23 protein-coding genes and 1 tRNA gene are annotated in these 21,607 nt (G+C 41.1%); 4 read left to right on the top strand and 20 right to left on the bottom strand.

The genetic code is table 11. The features are described 5' to 3' along the window. Window positions 1-95: 95 nt before the first annotated feature. The 3 genes from HPC67_RS13020 to HPC67_RS13010 are packed head-to-tail and all read right to left on the bottom strand — an operon-like array spanning window position 96 to window position 1,042. Entirely contained in the window at window positions 96-335 is a 240-nt protein-coding gene (locus HPC67_RS13020) for a glutaredoxin family protein (RefSeq protein WP_217588600.1), read from the bottom strand. 42 nt (window positions 336-377) lie between these two features. After that, window positions 378-692, bottom strand: coding sequence for a DMT family transporter (locus tag HPC67_RS13015; RefSeq protein ID WP_217588599.1), 315 nt, complete (start codon window positions 690-692; stop codon window positions 378-380). Beyond that, on the bottom strand, window positions 692-1,042 hold the full coding sequence (locus HPC67_RS13010) for a DMT family transporter (protein ID WP_217588598.1): 351 nt from the start codon (window positions 1,040-1,042) through the stop codon (window positions 692-694). Before HPC67_RS13010 ends, HPC67_RS13015 begins: the two co-directional genes overlap by 1 nt. 340 nt (window positions 1,043-1,382) lie before the next feature. On the opposite strand from HPC67_RS13010, the gene HPC67_RS13005 reads away from it, so the two are divergent. Genes HPC67_RS13005 through HPC67_RS12995 form a run of 3 tightly spaced genes read left to right on the top strand, consistent with a single transcriptional unit; the run spans window position 1,383 to window position 3,439 of the window. Beyond that, on the top strand, window positions 1,383-1,979 hold the full coding sequence (locus tag HPC67_RS13005; RefSeq protein WP_343327847.1) for a DeoR family transcriptional regulator: 597 nt from the start codon (window positions 1,383-1,385) through the stop codon (window positions 1,977-1,979). A 52-nt stretch (window positions 1,980-2,031) separates the two neighbouring features. Then, complete coding sequence (locus tag HPC67_RS13000; protein ID WP_217588593.1) at window positions 2,032-2,616, top strand: SCO family protein; 585 nt, start codon at window positions 2,032-2,034, stop codon at window positions 2,614-2,616. 25 nt (window positions 2,617-2,641) lie between these two features. Then, window positions 2,642-3,439 (top strand): FixH family protein, encoded by a 798-nt coding sequence (locus HPC67_RS12995; protein ID WP_217588591.1) that lies wholly within the window; start codon window positions 2,642-2,644, stop codon window positions 3,437-3,439. 592 nt (window positions 3,440-4,031) lie between these two features. On the opposite strand, the gene HPC67_RS12990 is transcribed toward HPC67_RS12995, so the two are convergent. From HPC67_RS12990 to HPC67_RS12965, 6 genes are all read right to left on the bottom strand, one after another. After that, a complete protein-coding gene (locus HPC67_RS12990) occupies window positions 4,032-4,952 on the bottom strand; it encodes an ABC transporter permease (protein ID WP_217588589.1) in 921 nt (306 codons plus the stop codon). Window positions 4,953-4,964: 12 nt separating this feature from the next. Continuing rightward, window positions 4,965-5,966, bottom strand: a complete 1,002-nt coding sequence (locus HPC67_RS12985; protein ID WP_217588588.1) for an ABC transporter permease — start codon at window positions 5,964-5,966, stop codon at window positions 4,965-4,967. 95 nt (window positions 5,967-6,061) lie between these two features. Beyond that, window positions 6,062-7,702: an ABC transporter substrate-binding protein gene (locus HPC67_RS12980; RefSeq protein WP_217588586.1), complete on the bottom strand. Its 1,641-nt coding sequence runs from the start codon at window positions 7,700-7,702 to the stop codon at window positions 6,062-6,064. Window positions 7,703-7,848: 146 nt separating this feature from the next. After that, window positions 7,849-8,868, bottom strand: a complete 1,020-nt coding sequence (locus tag HPC67_RS12975; protein WP_217588584.1) for an ABC transporter ATP-binding protein — start codon at window positions 8,866-8,868, stop codon at window positions 7,849-7,851. Continuing rightward, window positions 8,843-9,859, bottom strand: a complete 1,017-nt coding sequence (locus HPC67_RS12970; RefSeq protein WP_217588582.1) for an ABC transporter ATP-binding protein — start codon at window positions 9,857-9,859, stop codon at window positions 8,843-8,845. Before HPC67_RS12970 ends, HPC67_RS12975 begins: the two co-directional genes overlap by 26 nt. A gap of 318 nt (window positions 9,860-10,177) precedes the next feature. Then, window positions 10,178-10,251, bottom strand: a tRNA-Arg gene (locus HPC67_RS12965). Window positions 10,252-10,493: 242 nt separating this feature from the next. Between HPC67_RS12965 and clpP the strand changes: the two genes are divergently transcribed. Further along, on the top strand, window positions 10,494-11,078 hold the full coding sequence (gene clpP / locus HPC67_RS12960; protein WP_217588580.1) for an ATP-dependent Clp endopeptidase proteolytic subunit ClpP: 585 nt from the start codon (window positions 10,494-10,496) through the stop codon (window positions 11,076-11,078). A 62-nt stretch (window positions 11,079-11,140) separates the two neighbouring features. Here the strand turns inward: clpP and HPC67_RS12955 are convergent, their stop codons facing one another. From HPC67_RS12955 to HPC67_RS12905, 11 genes are all read right to left on the bottom strand, one after another. Then, window positions 11,141-11,392, bottom strand: coding sequence for an HPr family phosphocarrier protein (locus HPC67_RS12955; RefSeq protein ID WP_217588579.1), 252 nt, complete (start codon window positions 11,390-11,392; stop codon window positions 11,141-11,143). A 155-nt stretch (window positions 11,393-11,547) separates the two neighbouring features. Further along, window positions 11,548-12,489: a DNA-binding protein WhiA gene (gene whiA, locus HPC67_RS12950; RefSeq protein WP_217588578.1), complete on the bottom strand. Its 942-nt coding sequence runs from the start codon at window positions 12,487-12,489 to the stop codon at window positions 11,548-11,550. Between the two features lie 30 nt (window positions 12,490-12,519). Then, window positions 12,520-13,485, bottom strand: a complete 966-nt coding sequence (locus HPC67_RS12945; RefSeq protein ID WP_217588577.1) for a gluconeogenesis factor YvcK family protein — start codon at window positions 13,483-13,485, stop codon at window positions 12,520-12,522. 2 nt (window positions 13,486-13,487) lie between these two features. Next, the gene (rapZ, locus tag HPC67_RS12940; RefSeq protein WP_217588576.1) at window positions 13,488-14,372 is read right to left on the bottom strand and encodes an RNase adapter RapZ; all 885 of its coding nucleotides are present in this window, start codon (window positions 14,370-14,372) and stop codon (window positions 13,488-13,490) included. A 13-nt stretch (window positions 14,373-14,385) separates the two neighbouring features. Beyond that, window positions 14,386-14,850: an NUDIX hydrolase gene (locus HPC67_RS12935; protein WP_343327846.1), complete on the bottom strand. Its 465-nt coding sequence runs from the start codon at window positions 14,848-14,850 to the stop codon at window positions 14,386-14,388. A 376-nt stretch (window positions 14,851-15,226) separates the two neighbouring features. Continuing rightward, window positions 15,227-16,180 carry a thioredoxin-disulfide reductase gene (gene trxB / locus HPC67_RS12930; RefSeq protein WP_217588574.1) on the bottom strand — a complete coding sequence of 318 codons (954 nt, stop codon included), beginning with the start codon at window positions 16,178-16,180 and terminating at the stop codon, window positions 15,227-15,229. Window positions 16,181-16,279: 99 nt separating this feature from the next. Continuing rightward, window positions 16,280-17,272, bottom strand: coding sequence for a tetratricopeptide repeat protein (locus tag HPC67_RS12925; protein ID WP_217588573.1), 993 nt, complete (start codon window positions 17,270-17,272; stop codon window positions 16,280-16,282). Between the two features lie 281 nt (window positions 17,273-17,553). After that, window positions 17,554-19,218, bottom strand: a complete 1,665-nt coding sequence (locus HPC67_RS12920; protein WP_425514320.1) for a glycerol-3-phosphate dehydrogenase/oxidase — start codon at window positions 19,216-19,218, stop codon at window positions 17,554-17,556. Between the two features lie 241 nt (window positions 19,219-19,459). Further along, window positions 19,460-19,975, bottom strand: coding sequence for an acyltransferase (locus HPC67_RS12915; protein WP_217588571.1), 516 nt, complete (start codon window positions 19,973-19,975; stop codon window positions 19,460-19,462). 41 nt (window positions 19,976-20,016) lie between these two features. Beyond that, window positions 20,017-20,658 carry a pyrophosphatase PpaX gene (gene ppaX / locus HPC67_RS12910; RefSeq protein ID WP_217588569.1) on the bottom strand — a complete coding sequence of 214 codons (642 nt, stop codon included), beginning with the start codon at window positions 20,656-20,658 and terminating at the stop codon, window positions 20,017-20,019. Next, a complete protein-coding gene (locus tag HPC67_RS12905) occupies window positions 20,633-21,601 on the bottom strand; it encodes a nucleoside recognition domain-containing protein (protein WP_217588567.1) in 969 nt (322 codons plus the stop codon). The genes ppaX and HPC67_RS12905 overlap by 26 nt, the downstream gene beginning before the upstream one ends. Window positions 21,602-21,607 lie beyond the last annotated feature (6 nt).

The raw sequence follows: 21,607 nt of genomic DNA, 5'->3' as shown, positions 1-21,607 counted from the left end.
GAACTTTATGTAAACTTTCTCAGAAGCCCCAGAAGATGTATGTCTACCGCTAGAACCGGACAGATTTAAGAACCTATCCGGCTATTTGACAGGGCTCATTTTTCATGGAGTAATTGCTTAAGTGTATCGTCGTTAATCTGTTGAGCATTCAACTGTCTTCCTTTGACCTCCACAACTGGAATGACTAATTGGTAGGCTTCTAGCCATTCATCATTCGTTTCAATGTCGCGTTCTTCAATTACAATGTCATACTCTAATTGCAACATATGTAACAGGGCTATAGCGTCCTCACATAAAGGGCAAGACGTTCTCGTATAAACGATCACCGTTTCCACCCGAACCACTCCTTTTGGATTTAGTTATAAAGGTAATTTAACTTATTCGACGGCTTTTAGACCGACAGCACCTGCGATGATACAGGCTAAAAAGAAAAGCCGCTTCCAGCCTGCGGATTCACCGAAAAAGACAATGCCCATTAACACCGCCCCAGCTGCACCAAGCCCGGTCCAAATTGCGTATGCTGTTCCTAAGGCGATATCACGCATTGCCAAGGACAGAAAAATAAAACCAAACGAAAAAGCGATGACAACAAATCCAAGGCGAAGAAGGGTTTTGTGACGGACGTAAACATTAATACTCATGACACCAAAAATTTCACCCAAACTTGCAATCACAAGAAAAAGCCATGCCATCACTTATCCCCTCCTATTTCCACCTGTTGTTCTTGCCCTTTTTCAATTGTTGTCATCTTAATCCCAATAACGCCAAACACAATCAGAGCGATAAACCCGATTTTCGCCCAAGAAAAGTCAGCGTCAAATAATATAAAGTCAATGAGAACAATCGCTGCTGCGCCAGATCCTGTAAATACTGCATATACCGTCCCTGATGGGAGTGTTTCACATGCCTTAATAATAAAGTAGAAACTAAGCACAATGACGATAACCGTTCCTGTCCATTCAAGAAACGTACTTGAGTACTTTAAACCGATGACCCAAAACACTTCCACAATCGCCGCAAGCAATACATAGAACCAAGCCATCATACATCCTCCTCAATTTGTTTACGATGAATCTCGCAAACGTTCATAGCACATATCATTCTAGCATATTGCCCGGTGACGTGCTTTAAAGTAGGTTTAGAAGCTATGCGTCCTTTTGCAGAAATTAGTCCGTCATTATCTATCAACATTATAGTTCTTAGAATACACAACGTTTTTTATTCTTCTTTTGAAACCGTTCGTTCATCTACTAATTCTTCTTTGTTTCTTCAGTTTAGTCATAAAATGTTCAACACTTCATCACAATTACCGATAGTTTCCATGTTATACTGTGTGAGAATGTGTTAAATTCAAACATGCAAAACTATTTCTTTAAAAGGAGTTGCCCATATTGCTTCCTGTCGAAAGGCGTCATCGCATTAAGGAGTTGATACAACAATTTAAGAGCATCAAAATTTCTGATCTGAGCACACAGCTTGGGGTTTCTGAAATGACCGTACACCGTGATATAAAACCTCTCATTGAGGATGGCACGATTATTAAAACATTTGGTGGCATTTCGCTTGCCTCGAATGATCAAACGGTATATCAAAACGGCTGCAAGCTCTGTCATCGAACAGTTGAGGATCGAATGGCGTATAGACTCATCCTTAGTAACCATCAAGTTGAAACGTTTTGTTGTGCACACTGTGGCATCTTACGTCACCAACAATTATCAGATGAAGACGTCGTACAAGCAATCTGTCATGACTTTCTTACAGGTACAACAACGAGTGCTTATCACGCGGTCTATGTGATGGACACATCACTCGATATGCAATGCTGCAAGCCACAAGTACTCCCGTTCCAATGGGGCTCTCATGCCGAAAAGTTTGTAACAGGCTTTGGTGGAGATGTTTATTCATTTAATGAGGCTAATGAGCGACTAATATCTCAAATGCACACTGGAGCCGACTGTTGTTCAACAGGTGAAGAGTAATTCACAGCCGAAACCTGCAAGCGCTTAATACATATATGAAGGGACTGATAACATGAAGCATTACGTCATAATCATTTTTTTAGCTGTTTTACTGACCTTAACCGCCTGTAACAATTCAGAGATCGAAACGAATATGTCCGAAACTGTTCATGAGTTTGAATTTATCACACAGGATCATGAAACATTCTCTAATAAAGATTTAGAGGGGAAATGGTGGATTGCTGATTTTGTCTTTACGAATTGTGTAACCGTTTGTCTGCCGATGACAACAAATATGTCTAAACTGCAAGACATGATGAAGGAAAATGATATTAATGATGTTCAACTCGTTTCTTTTAGCGTTGATCCAGAGAGAGACACACCAGATGTCTTAAAAGAGTATGCCGAAAGCTATGATGCCGATTTGAGTAACTGGGTTTTCTTAACAACGCCTGATTTTCAGACGATTAAAGAGCTCTCTATTAAATCATTTCGCTCAGCTTTAAAAGAAGCACCGGTTGGAACGGACCAAATTACACACGGAACACGCTTTTATTTGGTCAACCCAGAGGGAGAAGTCATAAAAAATTACAATGGGGTCATGTCTGATTCACTAGATGACATTGTAAACGATCTTAAAGTCGTCACAAAAGACTAGGTAAAAAACAGAGGGGGATTTAAAAATGAAAAGAATGTGGTTTTTATTATCAACGCTGATCATACTAGGGGTTTTAGCAGCATGTGGTAGTGACAATGGCAACAACGATGATGAATCTAATGGCGATACGATCGATATTTTAGAGGTTGAATTTAATCCGCCAGAAACAGCTTCTGTTGGAGACACTGTGACACTTGAAGCAATTGTAACTCTCGGTGACGATACAGTAACAGATGCAGAGGTTAAATTTGAGTATTGGATCTCCGGCGATCAAGACAACAGTACGTTTATCGATGGTGTCAACAATGATGATGGAACATACACAGCAGATGTAACTTTTGACCAAGATGCCGAATTCGAAATGTATGCTCATACTGATGCAGCAGATCAGCATACGATGCCTAAACGAACGATAAAGGTTGGAGAAGGTGGTACAGCAGAAGCAGCTTATGCTGAAAATGCTGGTCATGATGATCATAACAGTCATAGCGATCACAATGATGATCAACATGATAGCCATGGGGCGGAGGGCTTTTCGATGCATTTCATGGAGCTTGATAAGATTAACGTAGGCGCTGCCACCGATTTAATCGTCCATTTACATTTAGGAGATGAACCGTTAGAAGATGTTTCAGTGAAATATGAAATATGGCAAGACGGAGATGAAAAGCACGAATGGCTCGATGCTGAAGCGACAAAAGCTGGTGAGTACAAAGCCGTACACTCATTTTCAAGCACAGGAACATACTCTATTCAAATTCACGTAGAAGATGAGAAAGACTTACATGAACATGACACATACACAGTCGACGTTACAGAATAATAGCCTTATAAACGTCAAAGAGGTTGGGACATAACTTAAAGTTTAACTCAAAAGACGAACAATACTCACCATTAGCTCCGGAAATATACGCAGACTCCTGTGGGAGGAAGGCATAGGCGAGACCCCGCAGTGCGTGGGGAAGGAAGGCTAAGACCGCGACGACAATCGCCACGCCTTCATGACCAACATCGTGTTGGCCCGAGGCTCCCCGAGGGGATGGTCGACTAAGTTCGGCGCGTCCTGCGCCAACGTCGACACTAAACCGTCCTGGTTGTCGGTCGTTAAGTTCGGCGCGTCCTGCGCCAACGTCGACACTAAACCGTCCTGGTTGTCGTTCGTTAAATTCGGCGCGTCCTGCGCCAACATCGAACGACTAACCTCCTGTTAGCCCACGGTCGCCTAAGTTCGGTCACGTCCTGTGACCAACGTCGACACTAAAACATCGTGTTTGTCGGTCGATTAAATACGGTGCGTCCTGCACCAACATCGACACTAAACCGTCCTGGTTGTCTGTCGCGAAGTATATTTTCGGAGCGGTCGTATTCTTCGTCTCTTTATTTGATTAAACCTCTTTTGTCCCAGCCTCTCTTAGTTAATTTTTCATTTTTGGATCAAGGGCGTCACGCAAACCATCACCTATTAAGTTAAAGCCGAGCACGACGAGCATAATCGACAGGCCTGGAACAATTAACGTCCAAGGCGCCAGCTGAATAAAATCTCGTGAATCAGCCAGCATTTTACCCCATTCCGGTTTTGGTGCCTTTGCACCTAGCCCCAGAAAGCCTAAAGCAGCAGCTTCTAAAATCGCTGTACCAAATCCCAGTGTCGCTTGAACGATAATCGGAGCGAGACTGTTTGGTAATATATGATGCATAACGATCCGTCCGTTTTTCATCCCTTGAGCACGAGCTGCCATAACAAACTCTTCTTCTCTTAAACTAATCACTTTAGAGCGTACGAGTCGACCAAAAATCGGTATATTAATAATGGCAATGGCGATCAAGGCATTTTGTAGCGATGGGCCTAGAATAGCAACAATTGCAATGGCCAACAAAATACTCGGAAAGGCAAGCAATATGTCAAAAATCCTTGAGATGAGCATATCAATCCAACGCCCATAATAACCCGAGATCACGCCAAGTATTGTTCCGAAAAAAAGCGCACCCGTTACCGCAAAAAAACCGACCATTAATGATATTCTTGCCCCATATGCCACCCGCGTAAATAAATCACGTCCGACATCATCTGTACCGAGCCAGTTTTCAGCAGATGGTGGCAACAAGCGATTTGTAAGAACTTGTCCATCATACGTATACGGCGTAAACAGCGGGCCAAAGATCCCTAATAAAATAAAAAATACGATTACAGAGAAGCCAGCAACAGCCATGCGGTTTTTTCTTAATTGTCGAACAGCATCTCGAAACGGTGACACGACTTCAATATCTTCATCTTCCAGAAGTTGTTGTTGAGGGGCTAAACGCTGGTCTTTATGATCTTTTTCCTCTATCGTCATCCTGTTCCCCCCTTAATACTTAATCCTTGGATCAATGTACGTATAAAGCAGATCAACAATCAGATTAATGATGACAAAAAAGAACGCAACTACTAAAATGCCTGATTGAATAACAGGGTAGTCCCGAAAGCTAATCGCATCAAATACATATCTTCCAATGCCTGGCCAGCCAAAGATCGTTTCAGTTAAAATGGCCCCACCTAATAGCACACCTGTTTGAAGTCCGATAACGGTTAACACAGGAATCACAGCATTTTTTAGTGCGTGCTTATAGACAATAATAAATTGTCCCGCCCCTTTTGCTTCAACCGTTCTGATATAATCCGATTTCATGACTTCAAGCATGCTAGAACGCGTCATACGTGCAATAATGGCCATCGGTATCGTCCCTAATGCGATACTTGGCAAAATAAGATGCTTCAAAACCGTAATAGCTCTTGAAAAATCCAACTGCAACAAAGCGTCCAGTACATAAAAATACGTAATCGGCTCAATCGGATCTCTGCTATTCTCTCTGCCCGTTGCTGGCAGCCAACCGAGCTCTTGAGAAAATACCCATTGTTCCATGAGACCTAGCCAAAAAATTGGCATTGACACACCTACTAACGCGATCAGCATAGCGACATAATCAAACAAAGAATTTTGCTTCCAAGCGCTAATAATACCTGCATTGGTTCCAACAAACACTGCAAATATCATCGCAAAAAAAGTTAACTCTAGAGTCGCAGCAATATAGGGCCATATTTCCTGGGCAATATCCGTCTTGGATCGTAGCGATGTCCCTAAATCACCCTGAAGCAAATCTTGTATATAGATTCCATATTGCACAAAATAAGGCTTGTTCAATCCCATATTTTCCTCAAGATTATTGATCGCTTCCTGTGTGGCGGTTTCTCCCAGAATGACCTGAGCGGGATTACCCGGAATTAAATGTACAATCGAAAATGTAATGAGTGTCATTCCAAATAAAACAGGAATGAGCATTAAGATGCGTCTCATTGTGTAGGCAAACACCATATCACCCCAGTTGTTTTAAAAGCCTTAAACTCATGTCATCTTAGTTAAAGGAAAGGGGCAGCAGCTGAGTGCCACCCCATATCTTTAATCTATTAATCTAGTTCAACCTCAGCCAACGATTCACTTGTCGATGGATGTGGCACATAATTTTTGACAGCTGCGCTAGCTGCTAGAACAGGTGTAGAGTGAACCAATGTGACCATTGGAGATTCTTCCGAAATGATCTTTTGTGCTTCTTTATAAAGTGAAGCACGTTCATCTTGGTCTACAGATACTTTAGCTTGATCAAGCAACTCGTCAACTTCACTATTTTTATAGAACGTCCTGTTACTGCTTCCCGCATTATCCCCATGCAATAAACTGCTTAGGAAATAGTCAGGATCACCATTTGTTCCAGACCAACCGAGCATAAATAGGTCTTGTTCTCCTTGGGCGGTTTTTTCAAGATACGGTGCCCATTCTTCCCTTACAATATTGACATTGATTCCAATCTGACCTAGATTGTTTTGCACGATTTCCGCAACTGTTTCTGGATCTGGCATGTAAGGTCTAGCAACCGGCATTGTCCAAAGATCAATGTCAAATCCATCTGCATATCCTGCTTCTTCCAGTAATGCTTTTGCTTTATCAAGATCATACTCATAACCTGGTATGTCATCATTGTATCCGAGGTAGCCTGGTGGCAATGGGTTTTTCGCTGGATTTGCATAGCCAGCATATAATGCGTCAGCAATCGCTTGACGATCAATCGCATGATTAATCGCTTGACGCACTTCAACCTCATTCAAATATTCCTTTTCAGTGTTCATACCGACGTAGCCAAAGTTGTTTTCTGCACGGGTATATAATTTTAATTCTGATTCGGACTCGACACTCGCAGCATCATCCGGATTCAATCCATCCATGATATCGATGTCGCCAGAGCGGAGTGCAATTAGGCGAGACGCATTTTCTGGAATGACTTCAAAAATGACCTTATCAAGCTTTGGTAAACCATCGACACGGTAATCTTCAAATTTTTCCAAGACAATGGTATCGTCTTTGCTCCAGCTCACAAATTTAAAAGGACCTGTGCCTACTGGATTTTCATTTATAGCAGCTCCGTGCTCTTCTAATGCTTTAGGAGACGTAATTGCGAAGTACGTCATTCCTAGATTTTGTAAGAAAAAGCCAAGTGGACGATTCAAGACAAATTCGATTTCATAATCATTAAGCACATTGATTTCATCAATCACGTGACCGTCATCACCTTTGAAGCCACCAAACATCGTGCCGTACATTGAATAGGCATACCCATCATCACTAAACGCATATTCATGGCTAGGATCTGCCCAACGTTCAAAGTTTAGCTTGACGGCGTCTGCATTAAACGGTTCACCATCATGAAACGTTACCCCTTCTTCAAGCTGGAAAGTGTAAGTCAACCCATCATCTGACACACTCCAGTCATGAGCGAGCGCCCCTTCTAGTTCAAACGATTCTTTTTTAAACTGTAGTAAGCCTTCTAGAACCTGTTTCGTGACTCGTGATGATTCCCCATCTGTCGTACTACCTGGGTCAAGACTTTCCGAATCACCACCACGTGCAAAGACGAGGACTTGTTCATCGTCACTTCCTGCATTATCATTATTCCCACCGTTACTTGAAGTGTCTTGATCATCGCTACATGCTGCAACGATAAGCATGAATGCCCCCAGCAAAGCCAACATCGTGAGCCATCTCAGCTTTTTCATTTTTTTACCCCCATTTAATTTAATATATATTAACCATTACATGAATGGTCAACATCATGAGTGCGTTGAACCCGTTGATAAATGGTTACGTCGTTCAAGTCTTTATTGAACGGTCCGATTGTTTATAAATCGGTAGCTACGATTGATTATGATTCTACCTGCATGAGTGGTTTCTGCTGTTCCTCACTTTGATCGTTATCATTATATAAATGACATGCCGCAAAATGATCTTCTGATACTTCCTTCCATTCAGGCCTCACAGCCTTACAAACATCCATCACATAAGGACATCTTGTATGAAACGCGCATCCAGTAGGAGGATTCGCTGGACTAGGAACATCCCCTTGTAAGATAATCCGATCCTGCTTATCATCCGGATCTGGTAATGGAACAGCCGACAGGAGTGCTTGCGTATACGGATGCTTAGGTGTGTCATATAGGGCATCCTTATTGGCCAGCTCGACCATTCTTCCGAGATACATAACGCCTACTCGGTCACTAATATGTTTGACAACACTTAAATCATGTGCAATAAACACATAAGTCAGATTGAATTGATCTCTCAATTCCTCCATCAGGTTAAGAATTTGTGATTGAACCGAAACATCGAGTGCTGAAACGGGTTCATCACATATAATAAGTTTTGGATTGTTCGCCAAAGCACGGGCAATACCGATTCTTTGACGCTGACCACCACTGAATTGGTGAGGATAGCGCGATGCGTGGTACGCACTTAAACCGACGACCTCTAGCAACTGCTTAACCCTTTCCTTTCGCGCTTGAGCTGACTTCATGCCATGAACAAGCAATGGTTCCCCAATTATTTTTTCTACGGTATGTCGTGGATTTAATGATGCATATGGGTCCTGAAAAATGATTTGCATATCGCGTCGAAGTAAACGCATCTTCTCGTCACTTAGTTCAGTGATCGACTCGTCGTTAAAAAAGATATTACCTTCAGTTGGTTCCACTAAACGCAATAGCGTCTTCCCCGTCGTTGATTTACCACAGCCTGATTCCCCAACAATACCTAGGATTTCGCCTTCCATGACTTCAAACGATACATCATCAACCGCTTTAACCTGACCAACGACTTTACCAAAAACGCCACCTTTTATCGGAAAGTACTTTTTTAAACCTTCAACCTTTAATAACGGTTTCGTCATGTGAGGCCACCTCCCTCTGATCACGTTCATTTAAAAAGCAGCGACTCGTCCGATTATCTCCTATATGATATAAAGGTGGACTTTCTGCAAAGCAACGATCAAATGCATATTCACATCGAGGTGCGAATCGACAGCCGACCATATCTACTTTCGGCTTTGGAACGGTTCCTGGAATTGAATAAAGCTTTTGATTTTTTGCTTTCATATCTGGTAATGAACGAATCAATCCTTTTGTATACGGTTGCTGTGGATCCTTTAAAATTTCTCTTGTCGTTCCTTCTTCAACAACCTGACCAGCATACATGACGACAACGCGATCACAAATTTCGGCAATCACACCTAGATCATGTGTGATGAGTAAGATTGCCATATTCAAATCACGATTTAATTGTCGCATCAAGTCGAGGATTTGCGCCTGGATGGTAACATCTAACGCTGTCGTTGGTTCATCCGCAATCAAGAGATCGGGCCTACATGACATTGCCATAGCAATCATGACACGCTGTCTCATTCCCCCTGACAGCTGATGTGGGTACTCATCAACGATATCGTTGGCACGAGGGATTCCCACTTGTTCGAGTAGTTCAACAGCTTTTTGTCGTGCTTCTCCTTTACCCATTTTGTTATGTATTCTAATAGCTTCAATTAATTGATTGCCAATCGTAAATAATGGGTTTAGTGATGTCATCGGCTCTTGAAAAATCATTGCGATTTCATTACCACGGATTTTTTTCATTTGTTTAAGAGACGTTTGAACGAGATCACGGCCTTTAAACATGATTTCACCACTAACAATTTTGCCGGGTGGGTTCGGTATGAGCTGCATTACAGACAAGGATGTGACGCTTTTCCCACTCCCAGATTCTCCAACGACACCAACGATTTCACCCTCTGATACATTTAAACTCACGCCATCAACAGCCGGGATCTCTCCCTTGTCAGTAAAAAAATGTGTGTGTAGCTCGTTAATATCCAATACGCGTTTTGACAAGATGTGTGCCTCCTTCTCTAAGCCGGTATACCTGATATCTTTTAATCATTCTATTGAAACGAGCCGATAAATATGTCTATGGTGGTCCAGCACAATGAATACGTCGCTCCCTCTAAACTGAATTTACAGAATAAACTTATTCAGTACAATATCACAGCAATTATACAAAAACAAGCATTTTACCAAAATTTAGATAGTAAATTTTCTTAAAAATAAAAATGCACACTTTTATGTATGCATTTTTTAACAAAAAAATCCCTTATTCCACCAATGTGAATAAGGGATTTCCTGTATCGTAAGACACATATACTTCTAGAGCGCGCCCGGGAGGATTCGAACCCCCGGCACATGGTCCCGGAAACCATTGCTCTATCCAACTGAGCTACGGGCGCATGCATGATGTTCATTTTGGACACATAGAATATTATATCGTCATTCATGCAAGATGACAAGTCTTTTTTGTCCGAAGGTTTATTTGACTGCCAAATGGGTATGATGAATGGTGCTATTGTAATTTTTAACAATCCAACGCAAAAGATGGATACGTATCGTTTGACCATCATTGACCTTTTGGTTATTATAAAAATAGATCCTTTGCATGGATTACAGTTACGATATAAGGAGGAAATACTAGATGAATCTGATCCCTACAGTTATTGAACAGACAAATCGTGGTGAGCGTGCCTACGATATTTATTCACGCTTGTTGAAAGACCGTATTATTATGCTCGGTAGCGCTATTGATGATAATGTTGCCAACTCTATTGTTGCTCAGCTGCTTTTTTTAGAAGCTGAAGATCCTGAGAAGGATATTTCAATTTACATTAATTCACCAGGTGGATCCATTACTGCTGGTATGGCGATTTATGATACGATGCAGTTTATTAAACCTGACGTATCTACAATCTGCACAGGTATGGCCGCTTCCATGGGTGCCTTTTTACTTGCTGCTGGTGAGAAAGGCAAGCGCTATTCATTACCAAATAGTGAGGTTATGATCCATCAGCCGTTAGGTGGCACACAAGGTCAAGCAACGGATATCGAAATCCACGCCCGCCGTATTATTCAAATGAAAGAAAAAATGAACCAAATTCTAGCTGAACGTACAGGGCAGCCACTAGAAGTCATTGAACGCGATACAGACCGCGACAATTTCATGACCGCTGAAAAAGCCGTTGATTATGGTTTAATTGATAAAGTAATGGTTAAAAAGCCATAAAAATCGTAAAAACATGCAGCTTTGATAACTATCAGGCTGCATGTTTTTATATTCATTAATAATCATTTTCCAACAAACTCTACGAGATGATCTAACGCTTCTGCTTCATCTGAACCATCAGCTATAAGTGTCATTTTTTCACCCGTTGCAATCGCTAAGCTCATAATCCCCATAATACTTTTAGCATTAACCTGTCGTTGATCTTTTTCTATATACAAATGCGCGGAATATCGATTTGCTTCACGTACAAATTGAGCTGCTGGGCGAGCTTGAAGACCTGTTTTCAAGCTTACGATAACGTCTTTTTGAATCAATATATTCAACCCCTTCCTACAAAACCGCTGTCATCCTCATAACGAAAAGTGGTTTACTTTCATTATATACAGCAGAAACAGGGCTATTTTGCTAAATTAGCGATCATTATATCATGGAAAAGGGCAAGAAGGAATAACTAAAGGATAAAAAATCATTATATCTTTTGTCCCATTCGGATTTTATCCGCAAAGTCATCAATTTTTTTCAGGCGGTGGTTAACACCCGACTTCGAAATCTTTCCACCAGATACAAGTTCTCCAAGTTCTTTTAGTGATACGTCTTCATGCTTAACTCGAAGCTCTGCGATTTCCCGCAACTTATCCGGTAATGTATCTAAGCCAACCGTTCTTTCTATTAATTTGATGTTTTCAATTTGTCGGAAAGCCGCTCCTATCGTCTTATTTAAATTTGCTGTTTCGCAATTTACCAAACGATTGACAGAGTTACGCATATCGCGCACGATCCTCACATCTTCAAATTTAAACAACGCATTATGAGCACCAATAATATTAAGAAATTCAGTGATTTTCTCCGCTTCTTTAATATAGCAAATAAATCCGTTCTTTCGCTCTAGCTTACGGGCTCGGAGATTAAATTGATTCAAGACATCACAAAGCGCGTCATTATGCTCCATGTAAAAATTAAAGATTTCGAGGTGATATGAAGAGGTTTCAGGGTTGTTAATTGAGCCACCCGCCAAAAATGCACCACGAAGATAAGATTGTCTGCAGCATTGTTTTTTTACATACGCTTCCGATATCGTTCTAACAAATTGATAAGACCCTTGCATAATATCTAAATCAGCCAACACCTTCTCCGCCTGATTCGCCATCCTTACGATATAGACGTTATTCTTTTTTAGCTTCATTTTTTTTCTAACTAAAAGCTCTACAGGTAGATCATACAACGACTTGATCAATGTATAAATCCGCCTAGCAATCGCAGCGTTTTCGGTTTGCACGTCAAGTACATAACGCTGCCTTGATAAAGAAATAGCGCCGTTCATTCGAATTAATGCTGCTAACTCTGCTTGGGCACAGCACGCCTCTACATCAACACCGGTTAATTCCTTTTTAATTTCTGAGGCAAATGACATCATGACCACCTCCTTTTACCAGACTGTCTATTATTTTGTATGATCGATCAAGGAAAATAATAAATTTGCAATTTTATCAGTATCGTGACGCAAGGTAGCGCGGGCAAGGCGAATAATATCACCTTCAATGATCCGGAGACCGAGTGCCAATAGACGGTCTATATCATAAACGACAGGCTCTGCATTTTCCTCTGCATAAACAGCTCTAACGTTTTTATTGATCGGTTCGTTATGGACGACAATCGCGTCAACAGATCCATGACCGACATGATCAAAAATGGCTTGCACATGATCAGCAGCTGTATACCCTGTCGTCTCTCCTGACTGTGTCATTACATTACATACGTAGACAACTTGCCCGGCTGTTTTTTTGATCGCCTCGTCTATCCCTGGGATTATGAGATTCGGCATAATGCTCGTATACAAACTACCTGGTGCAATAACGACAAGGTCGGCGTTTTCGATCGCTTTAATAGCATTTGGCAGTGGGTGAACTGGTTCCGGACTCAGAAAGACCCGTTCAATTCGTTTATTTGCCAAAGGGATATGAGACTCGCCTGATACAATCGTTCCATCTGTCATCTTTGCATGCAAAGACATGCTCTCATTTGAGATCGGATATATTTTTCCTTTTACATTTAAGACACGAGATATTTCTTTTATACCGGTATAAAAATCGCCTGTCACAGAAGTCATTGCTGCTAAGAGGAGGTTCCCCATCGAATGCCCTGACAAGCCATTACCGACGGCAAATCGATGCTGAAACAATTCAAGTAACATCGGTTCAGCATCTGACAGTGCCGCAATGACGTTACGAATATCGCCTGGAGCAGGTATAGCCATTTCACTGCGTAACCTTCCCGTGCTACCACCATCATCGGCTACTGTCACAAGCGCTGTTAAATGGATGGGCATGTCTTTTAAGCCACGAAGTAGGACTGGCATACCAGTTCCTCCACCGATCACTACAACACGCGGGTGCTTAAGTTTATCCATACTTAATGCCCCTTTCTTTTATCAATGTCTCGGTGGGTAATATGTGTAATATAAGCAGTTGATAACTGTTTTGCAAAATACTCCGCCAATGCGACAGAGCGATGTTGACCTCCTGTGCAACCGATGGCAACAACGAGTTGGGATTTTCCTTCTCGCTTATATTGCGGCAGCATAAACTGCAATAAATCAATGACCTTTTCATTAAACTTCTGTGTGTCAGACCATTTGAATACATAAGAAGCGACGTCTGTATTTAATCCTGTTAAAGGCTGTAAATGGCTAACATAGTGCGGATTAGGCAAAAAGCGAACGTCAAACACAAGATCAGCGTCAATTGGAATACCGTACTTAAAGCCAAAGGACAACATATGAACTGAAAAGATGTTTTGTTCTTTTTCTTTATATGCCTTAAGAATTTCTTCACGTAATTCTTTAGGCTTCAGAGACGTCGTGTCAATAATACGTTGAGCTCTGCCTTTTAATTCATCAAGCATTTGCCTTTCGAGTTTGATCCCTTGGAGGGGAAGTCCACCTTTTGCCAATGGATGTGACCGACGTGTTTCTTTATAACGGCTAACGAGTGCTTCGTCCTTCGCATCAAGGAAAAGGATTTGCTCATCGATCCAGCTTTCATGACTTAGAACGTCAAGAGAATCAAATAATGAATCAAAAAACTCTCTTCCTCGTAAATCCATGACGAGAGCTACTTTTTGTATGTTATTCGTCGCATCACGCATTAAATCGAGAAATTTTGGTAATAAAGCTGGTGGTAAGTTATCGACACAATAAAAGCCCAAATCTTCTAGGCTTTGAACCGCGACCGTTTTGCCGGCACCTGACATTCCAGTGATGATCACTAATTTCGTTTCTCTTTCTGTTTGTGTCACTTATAATCGCTCCTTAATATCCGGTTGGATCTATACGCATATCAATTAATTTATATTGTTCTGTGTAGAAAAAAGAACCGTACAGCATCTTTCTTGAGGTTAGGATATGTTTAAATATAGCTCGATCACCTTCAGCCATTGGCAGATTCATCACATGCTTTGTGGGGACCCATTCCAGCTCTCCCTCTCTGCAATGTTCAATTAAGCGACCACTATATTGGTCGCATACGAAGGTAAACATCATCCATTCTTGCAATACGTTGGCACCGTCCAAGATGTTGAATGTAAACGTACCAATAAGTTCAGGCTGAATTAATTGAAGATCCGTTTCCTCTCTAAATTCCCTAATAACAGATTCTTTAATTGATTCCCCTTGTTCCATCTTGCCGCCAGGAATAGCATACCAACCACGTCTAGGCTTTTTAAGCAATAAAATATGATCATCCTTTAACAGGATACAGTTCGTTACGCGTTGCACCGTCATCACCCTTTTTAAAGCTTTTCGGACCTCTTAAGCGAAGCTAATTTTATCTTAAGCTACCATTAATGTGAAATGGGGGATACTGTTATCGTTTCTGATGGTGAAAAGTATAATAGGACATCTTACCCCATACTTATTATACAATGAATAAAGCTAAATCTCTATATACTCTAGTGATTAATGTCCCAACTCGCGCATAGTCTTTTGCTAACACACCAAAAAAAGGCGCAGATGCTATGCACCTGCGCCCAAAACGTATATTAATTAAAAGGGGGTCAATTAATTAATTATATTGTACCCCATATATATTTCGTGCGTGTTACAGCCGCGTTAAGATGCAATTACTTTTAAAAACAACTGTTAGATCATCGAATTACATCGTAGCAGACTTTGCTTTTTCATTTAATTCTTCGATATAAGCTTGAGCGGCTTCAGCAGCAATGCTACCGTCTCCTGTTGCTGTGACAATTTGACGCAGTTCCTTGTCACGAATATCTCCTGCTGCAAAGACACCAGGTACGTTCGTTTCCATTTTGGCATTTGTAGGAATATATCCTTCCTCGTTTAGAATGCCAAGGTTTTTAAATGGCGCACTTAATGGTACCATACCGATATAAATGAATACACCATCAATTTCATGGTCGTACGTTTCATTTGTTTCTCTATTTGTTAGCGTAATACTTTCTACTTTACCATTAGGTCCGTTGATTTGTTCTGGAACGGTATTCCAAATAAAGTCGATCTTATCGTTGTTAAAGGCACGCTCTTGAATGATCTTTTGCGCACGCAATGCATCACGACGGTGGACTATCGTTACTTTTTTAGCAAATTTCGTTAAATAGATCCCCTCTTCAACAGCTGAATCACCGCCTCCAATGACGACAAGATTCTTATCTCTAAAGAAAGCACCATCACAGACCGCGCAGTAAGAAACGCCACGACCACTCAAGTCCTCTTCTCCTGGAATGCCCAGTTTTTTGTGCTGAGCACCTGTTGTAATAATTAACGTTTTCGTTTTATATTCTTTCTTACCTGCTTTGACTAATTTGTAGCTACCATGATCAACGACATCATCTATATCACCGTACGCATACTCTGCGCCGAATTTTTTGGCGTGTTCAAACATTTTATTGGATAGATCTGGTCCAAGAATATGATCAAATCCAGGATAATTTTCTACATCCTCTGTGTTTGCAACTTGACCGCCAGGAATACCTCGTTCAATCATGAGCGTATCAAGATTAGCCCTGGAAGCGTACACTGCGGCCGTCATGCCCGCTGGTCCCGCTCCGGCAATTATGACATCATACATACGTTCATCGGACATTTAAAATCGCCCCTCTTTCTCTTTTTTATCGTGCTATATAATCAAGCTATAATCATCTTACAGCGATCACATCACAACGTCCACTTATCTGCTCAAATACTAACGGCTAGGAACGCTTTCTGAACACAACTGGGGATACAGCTTACAGCCTTCTTTCCAAAGCTTATGAGCTTCGTCTGTTTCACCAAGAACAGCAGCTGCCTTGCTATACCATCTATAATATGATGGACTATTGACAAATGATTTTATAAGCCCGGTAAACCTCGTGTACGCCGATTCATAATAGCCTAATCTTGCTAGACTAACAGCTAGTCTTAGTTTTTGCTGTTCATGGACTGGATATACATTCAGTAGCGTCTCGCTAAAATCTTTATAAGCTTTGTCATGACGTTGTTTATAAAAAACAGCCAAGTTCATCAAACTATTTAAATTACCCGGTTCTTCCGCCAGCAATTCTAACTCCATTTGAATGGCTTGTTCCTCAGAAACCGCGTAAAACAGGGCACATGCATAGTCGTGCTTCGCTAATGGATATTCAGGATAAAGTGCCATCATTTCATTTAACAATGGTAGCGCCTCATCCCATTCGTAATGCTCCATATGGTAAAAAATGGTCTCCTGGAGCATGAGCAGCTCGTCTTCTTCAAAATCCCAATCGTCATCATCAGCCTCGTCAATATCAAGCATGTCTAAGAGGTTTTTCGTCTCTACTGCAAAGTCTCCATCGGGCTCAAGTTCAAGATAGGTTTCTGCATATTTACGTGCGTCATTCAACAATCCAAGATGTGCGTAGTTGTTGGCAATTAAATAATAACAATCAGTATATTTCTCTTTATAGTCATTAAGTACGGCAACGAGCAATTCGTTAGCCTTTTCGTACGAGCCGATTTCTGTATAAATAATAGATTGTTGACATCTGTATAATGGATCATGTGGCTTCATAAAAATCGCCTTGTTCAACCATTTAAGTGCAATATCAAACTTTCTTTTGCGAAAGGCTTCTACCCCTTTTGCAAAATAAAAATCCCCCTCGGGAATAAATGGCACTAATTTATTATTATGAGCAGATGTCGTTTGTTTCGTTACTTGCATGGGGCTCCCCCTAAAAGGTCAATTTCCGATCAATTATAACATATTCAATGTTAAAAAGACATAGATGGTTCCTATGCTTAATGTGGCATAAGAGGTTTTGACTGGAAATGGAAAAGTGTAAGCGTTCGTATAAGAAGAACAGCGAAGGGCACGGATAAATGTTAACGGATGCTATTGATGCAATTGATCCTATTTATCGTACAAAAAAAGAAGCTCCTAGGCGTAAAAGAGCTTCTCTACAAAGTAAAGAGTGGTCTATGCTTTTGTGCATTGAAGATCAATCATACTTCAACAGGATGAACAGCTTCATCAATTAACTGATCCAATTCATTTTTAAACGCCGATTTCTGTCCAGTTGACCAGTTTAGCGTTTGCGCCATAAACGTCACAATCGCACCTTTATACTGCCTTACCCAATCAATATTAAAATATAATGCACCAGTTCGTCTCACAAAAAAGTCAGCAGGTTTATAAGCCATTTCAAATTCTATTGCGTAAACGAGTTGAGCAAATACAAGTGGAGGAAGATCTGCGATTGCAGCATCATTCTTCTTCGATTGATAAATATCATAAACGACATCAACATTTGATCCATACATTTGCACGAGCCGCGTCGCATCTGGGTGATCAATGCCTAAGTCCGAACCAACAGCTACCTTCTGTTTCATAAAGGCTTCAAATTTTTGCGAACCACCCACATCACCGCCTGAAATAGGCAAGTGAATGGTTTGTGACTCAGAATAAAGAATATTATCTTCCTTCTTCAATTGATCAACAACTTGATCAACAACATCTTCAGCCATTTTTCGATAACCGGTCAGCTTTCCACCTGCAATAGAGATCAATCCTGTATCAGAAATGAACACCTCATCCTTACGCGAGATATCACCAGGTTTTTTACCTATTTCTGCAATTAATGGACGTAGCCCACTCCAGCTCGATGCCACATGTGCTTCTGTCAATTTTAAGGAAGGAAACATGTGATTAACCGCATCAAGAAGATAATTGCGATCTTCGACTGTAACCGTTGGATGAGATTTATCACCTTTATAAAGAGTATCCGTTGTTCCCACATACGTACTTTGATCTCGAGGAATGGCAAAAATCATTCGTCCATCTGGTGCATCAAAATAAACCGCCTGCTTCAAAGGGAAATGATCACGGGAGAAAACAAGATGCACACCTTTCGTTAACATTAACGATTTTTCATTTCGGGAACCGTCGAGATCACGGAGTTCATCTACCCAAGGTCCTGTTGCATTAATCACTTTTTTGGCGTAAACGGTATAGGTTGCACCCGTCATCTGATCTTCAACAATCGCACCAATTATTTTGTCATTTTCATTGTAAACACATTCAATGACTTTTGCGTAGTTAATCGCTTTGGCACCCATTTGTACAGCTTTTTTTATAACTTCAATCGTCAATCTCGCATCATCCGTTTTATACTCTACGTAATAGCCTGCTCCTTTAAGATCTGAACGTTTAATCAGCGGCTCCTTTTGAAGTGCTTGCTTTGCACTTAACATTTTACGTCTTTCAGTTCTCTTCACGCCAGCAAGTACATCATATAAACGTAATCCAGCATTTGCTGACACCGGACTAAACGTTCCACCTTTATAAAAAGGCAGCATCATCCACTCTGGCGTCGTTACATGTGGTCCATTTTCATATACGATGGCCCGCTCTTTACCGACCTCTGCCACCATTTTGACCTCCAGCTGCTTTAAGTAACGCAATCCACCATGAACGAGCTTCGTAGATCTTGAGGATGTACCTGCAGCGAAATCTTGCATTTCAACAAGCCCGGTCTGTAATCCCCGTGTTATTGCATCAAGGGCAATGCCTGCACCTGTTATTCCACCTCCAATAACAAGCACATCTAATCGTGTGTCACTTAATTGTTCAAAGATCTCTTCACGCATACTACTCGAAAATACTGCCAACACCACCACTCCCTTGTAAAAACACTCCATATATGACGTATCCGTCGTAAAAAACCACAAACCCAATACGCGTCTGTATTAGTCGTTTGTGGTTTCATCTAAACGATATCCTCTTCATATTAACTCATTTAAGTTTATCACAACACACAATTGTATTAAACAATGATGATCATATTAATACAATATGTATGAGAACTTGCCAACATGCCTTTACTATATTCCGCTTGGCAAAAATATCATCTTATTGTTCTTGACTATTCTTTAGTGCCATCTCTTCTTTTGAATAGATGACCTGCATAGGATTTCCACCTACAAATGCTCCCGCTGGAACATCTTTGTGAACGAGTGTACCAGCTGAAACAACTGCGCCATCACCGATCATGACACCTGGTAAAATCGTTGTATTCGCCCCAATCATAACATTGTCACCAATAACAACCTCACCGATTCGATATTCTTTAATTAAATATTCGTGTGCCAAAATCGTCGTGTTATAGCCAATAATGCTGTTGTGGCCTACTGTAATTTTCTCTGGAAACATAATATCTGGCATGACCATTAATGCAAACGCCGTTTCCTTGCCGACCTTCATACGCAGAAACAAGCGGTACATTTTGTTCTTTAATGATACAAAAGGCGTATAGCGTGCCAGCTGAATAATGATGAAATTTTTCATAACCTTCCAGAAGGACACTGTTTTATATATCCGCCATAAAGAATTAGCTGTTTCGACGCTAAACCGTTCTGTTCTGCGCATGCTGTCACCTCAAATCGATCTATTTAATTCACTTGTCCACATCACTTATTTATGCCGACAATTGAAAGTAAGTCTGTCATACTTTGTAGCATATATGTTGGCTCATAAGAATGAAGTGTTGCCTCACCTTTTCCAGTCCATGCAACGCCTGCTGTTAAAACATGTGCGCGGTGACCAGCTTCGATGTCATGATAGTTATCCCCAATCATGATCGTTGTAGCCGGATCGCCTCCTAGTTCTGTCATCGCTTTTAAGACAGGCTCAGGATGTGGCTTTGGCTGTGTAACGTCATCAAGCGTTACAATCGTGTTAAACATGTCCTTCAGCCCAGTGACCTCAAGTCCAAGGTCAACCCCTTGTCGCATCTTTGTTGTGACAATCCCTAAAGCAAATCCTGCTTCCTTAAGTGTATGGAGGACGTCAACAACATGAGGAAATGGCTTCACATACTGTTCATGATGAGCAAAATTATGCGCTCTATACGTTGCGATCAAATCTGCCGAACGACCAGGCGCTATCTTTTCAAATGTTTCCTCAAGGGGTGGTCCGTTAAATGATAGAATATCCTCTTTCGTAAACGAATAACCGTAGTGGTTAAATGTATGAAGAAAAGATTGAATAATTAACTCATTTGTATCTATTAATGTTCCATCTAAATCAAAAAGAATTGTACGTATGGACATGCTCCTGTTCCTTTCTATCTCTATATTGATGTTTCGGCTTACGCTGCCAGAAGACTGCCACAAGCATTGTGAGTATAATCGCTGTTATTAATCTAATAAGCAATAACGGCCAGACAGGGATACCGAGCGGGATAAAAATGAGTGTATCCTCGACAACCGCGTGACATGACACGAGAAATATTAAAGCTAAATACATATCCCGCCTTGATACGCCATCTTCTTTTACCGCCTGAATCATTAAACCTGCACCATATGCAAGACCAATTGTTAAGCCGGCAACAAGTGTCATTGACGCGTTTTTATCCATGCCGAGCATGCGTGTAAATGGTGATAAATGGTTTGACCATTGGTGCAACCACCCTTTTTCACGTAAAAATTGCATGACGATCATAAGTGGTATTACGATCAAGGCAAGCTGTAAAACGGCGATAACTGCGGTTTGCAGCCCGTGTAAAATAATATCTGTCCATCCATCTAACATGACATTTGCCGATGAAATCATACCGTATTGAGCTGATTCAGATCCACCTTGCCAAACGATATTGATGACAACAGCTGACATAAGTGCAAGACCTAGTCGAATACCAGAAATGAGCCACCAGCTGACACCAACTTTTGAAGCTACGGTTGACTCGATAAACAAATTATGGGAGAACGACAGCATTAATGCCATGATGAATACTTCTTTGACTGTGAAATCAAATGACACGATCGCTGCAATTCCAGCATATAAGTTGAGTGCATTTCCGAGCACGAGTGGAACAGCTGCTTCCCCCGATAAGCCAAGGAGCCCCATAACGGGCTCAAGCTTTGTCATTAACCACGGCAATATCGGTGTATATTGTAAGATTGTTACAAGTAACGTAATCGGAAATATGACTTTGCCGAGCGCCCAAGTTACATGAAGGCCTTGACGTAGTCCTCTTAACATCGTCCCTTTCAATCAATC

The sequence above is a fragment of the Lentibacillus saliphilus genome (assembly GCF_019093865.1).
In the GTDB taxonomy this organism is placed as follows: domain Bacteria; phylum Bacillota; class Bacilli; order Bacillales; family Amphibacillaceae; genus Lentibacillus_B; species Lentibacillus_B saliphilus.
The sequence above is the reverse complement of the archived record's forward strand: the minus strand, read 5'-3'. Positions and strand labels throughout refer to the sequence as shown.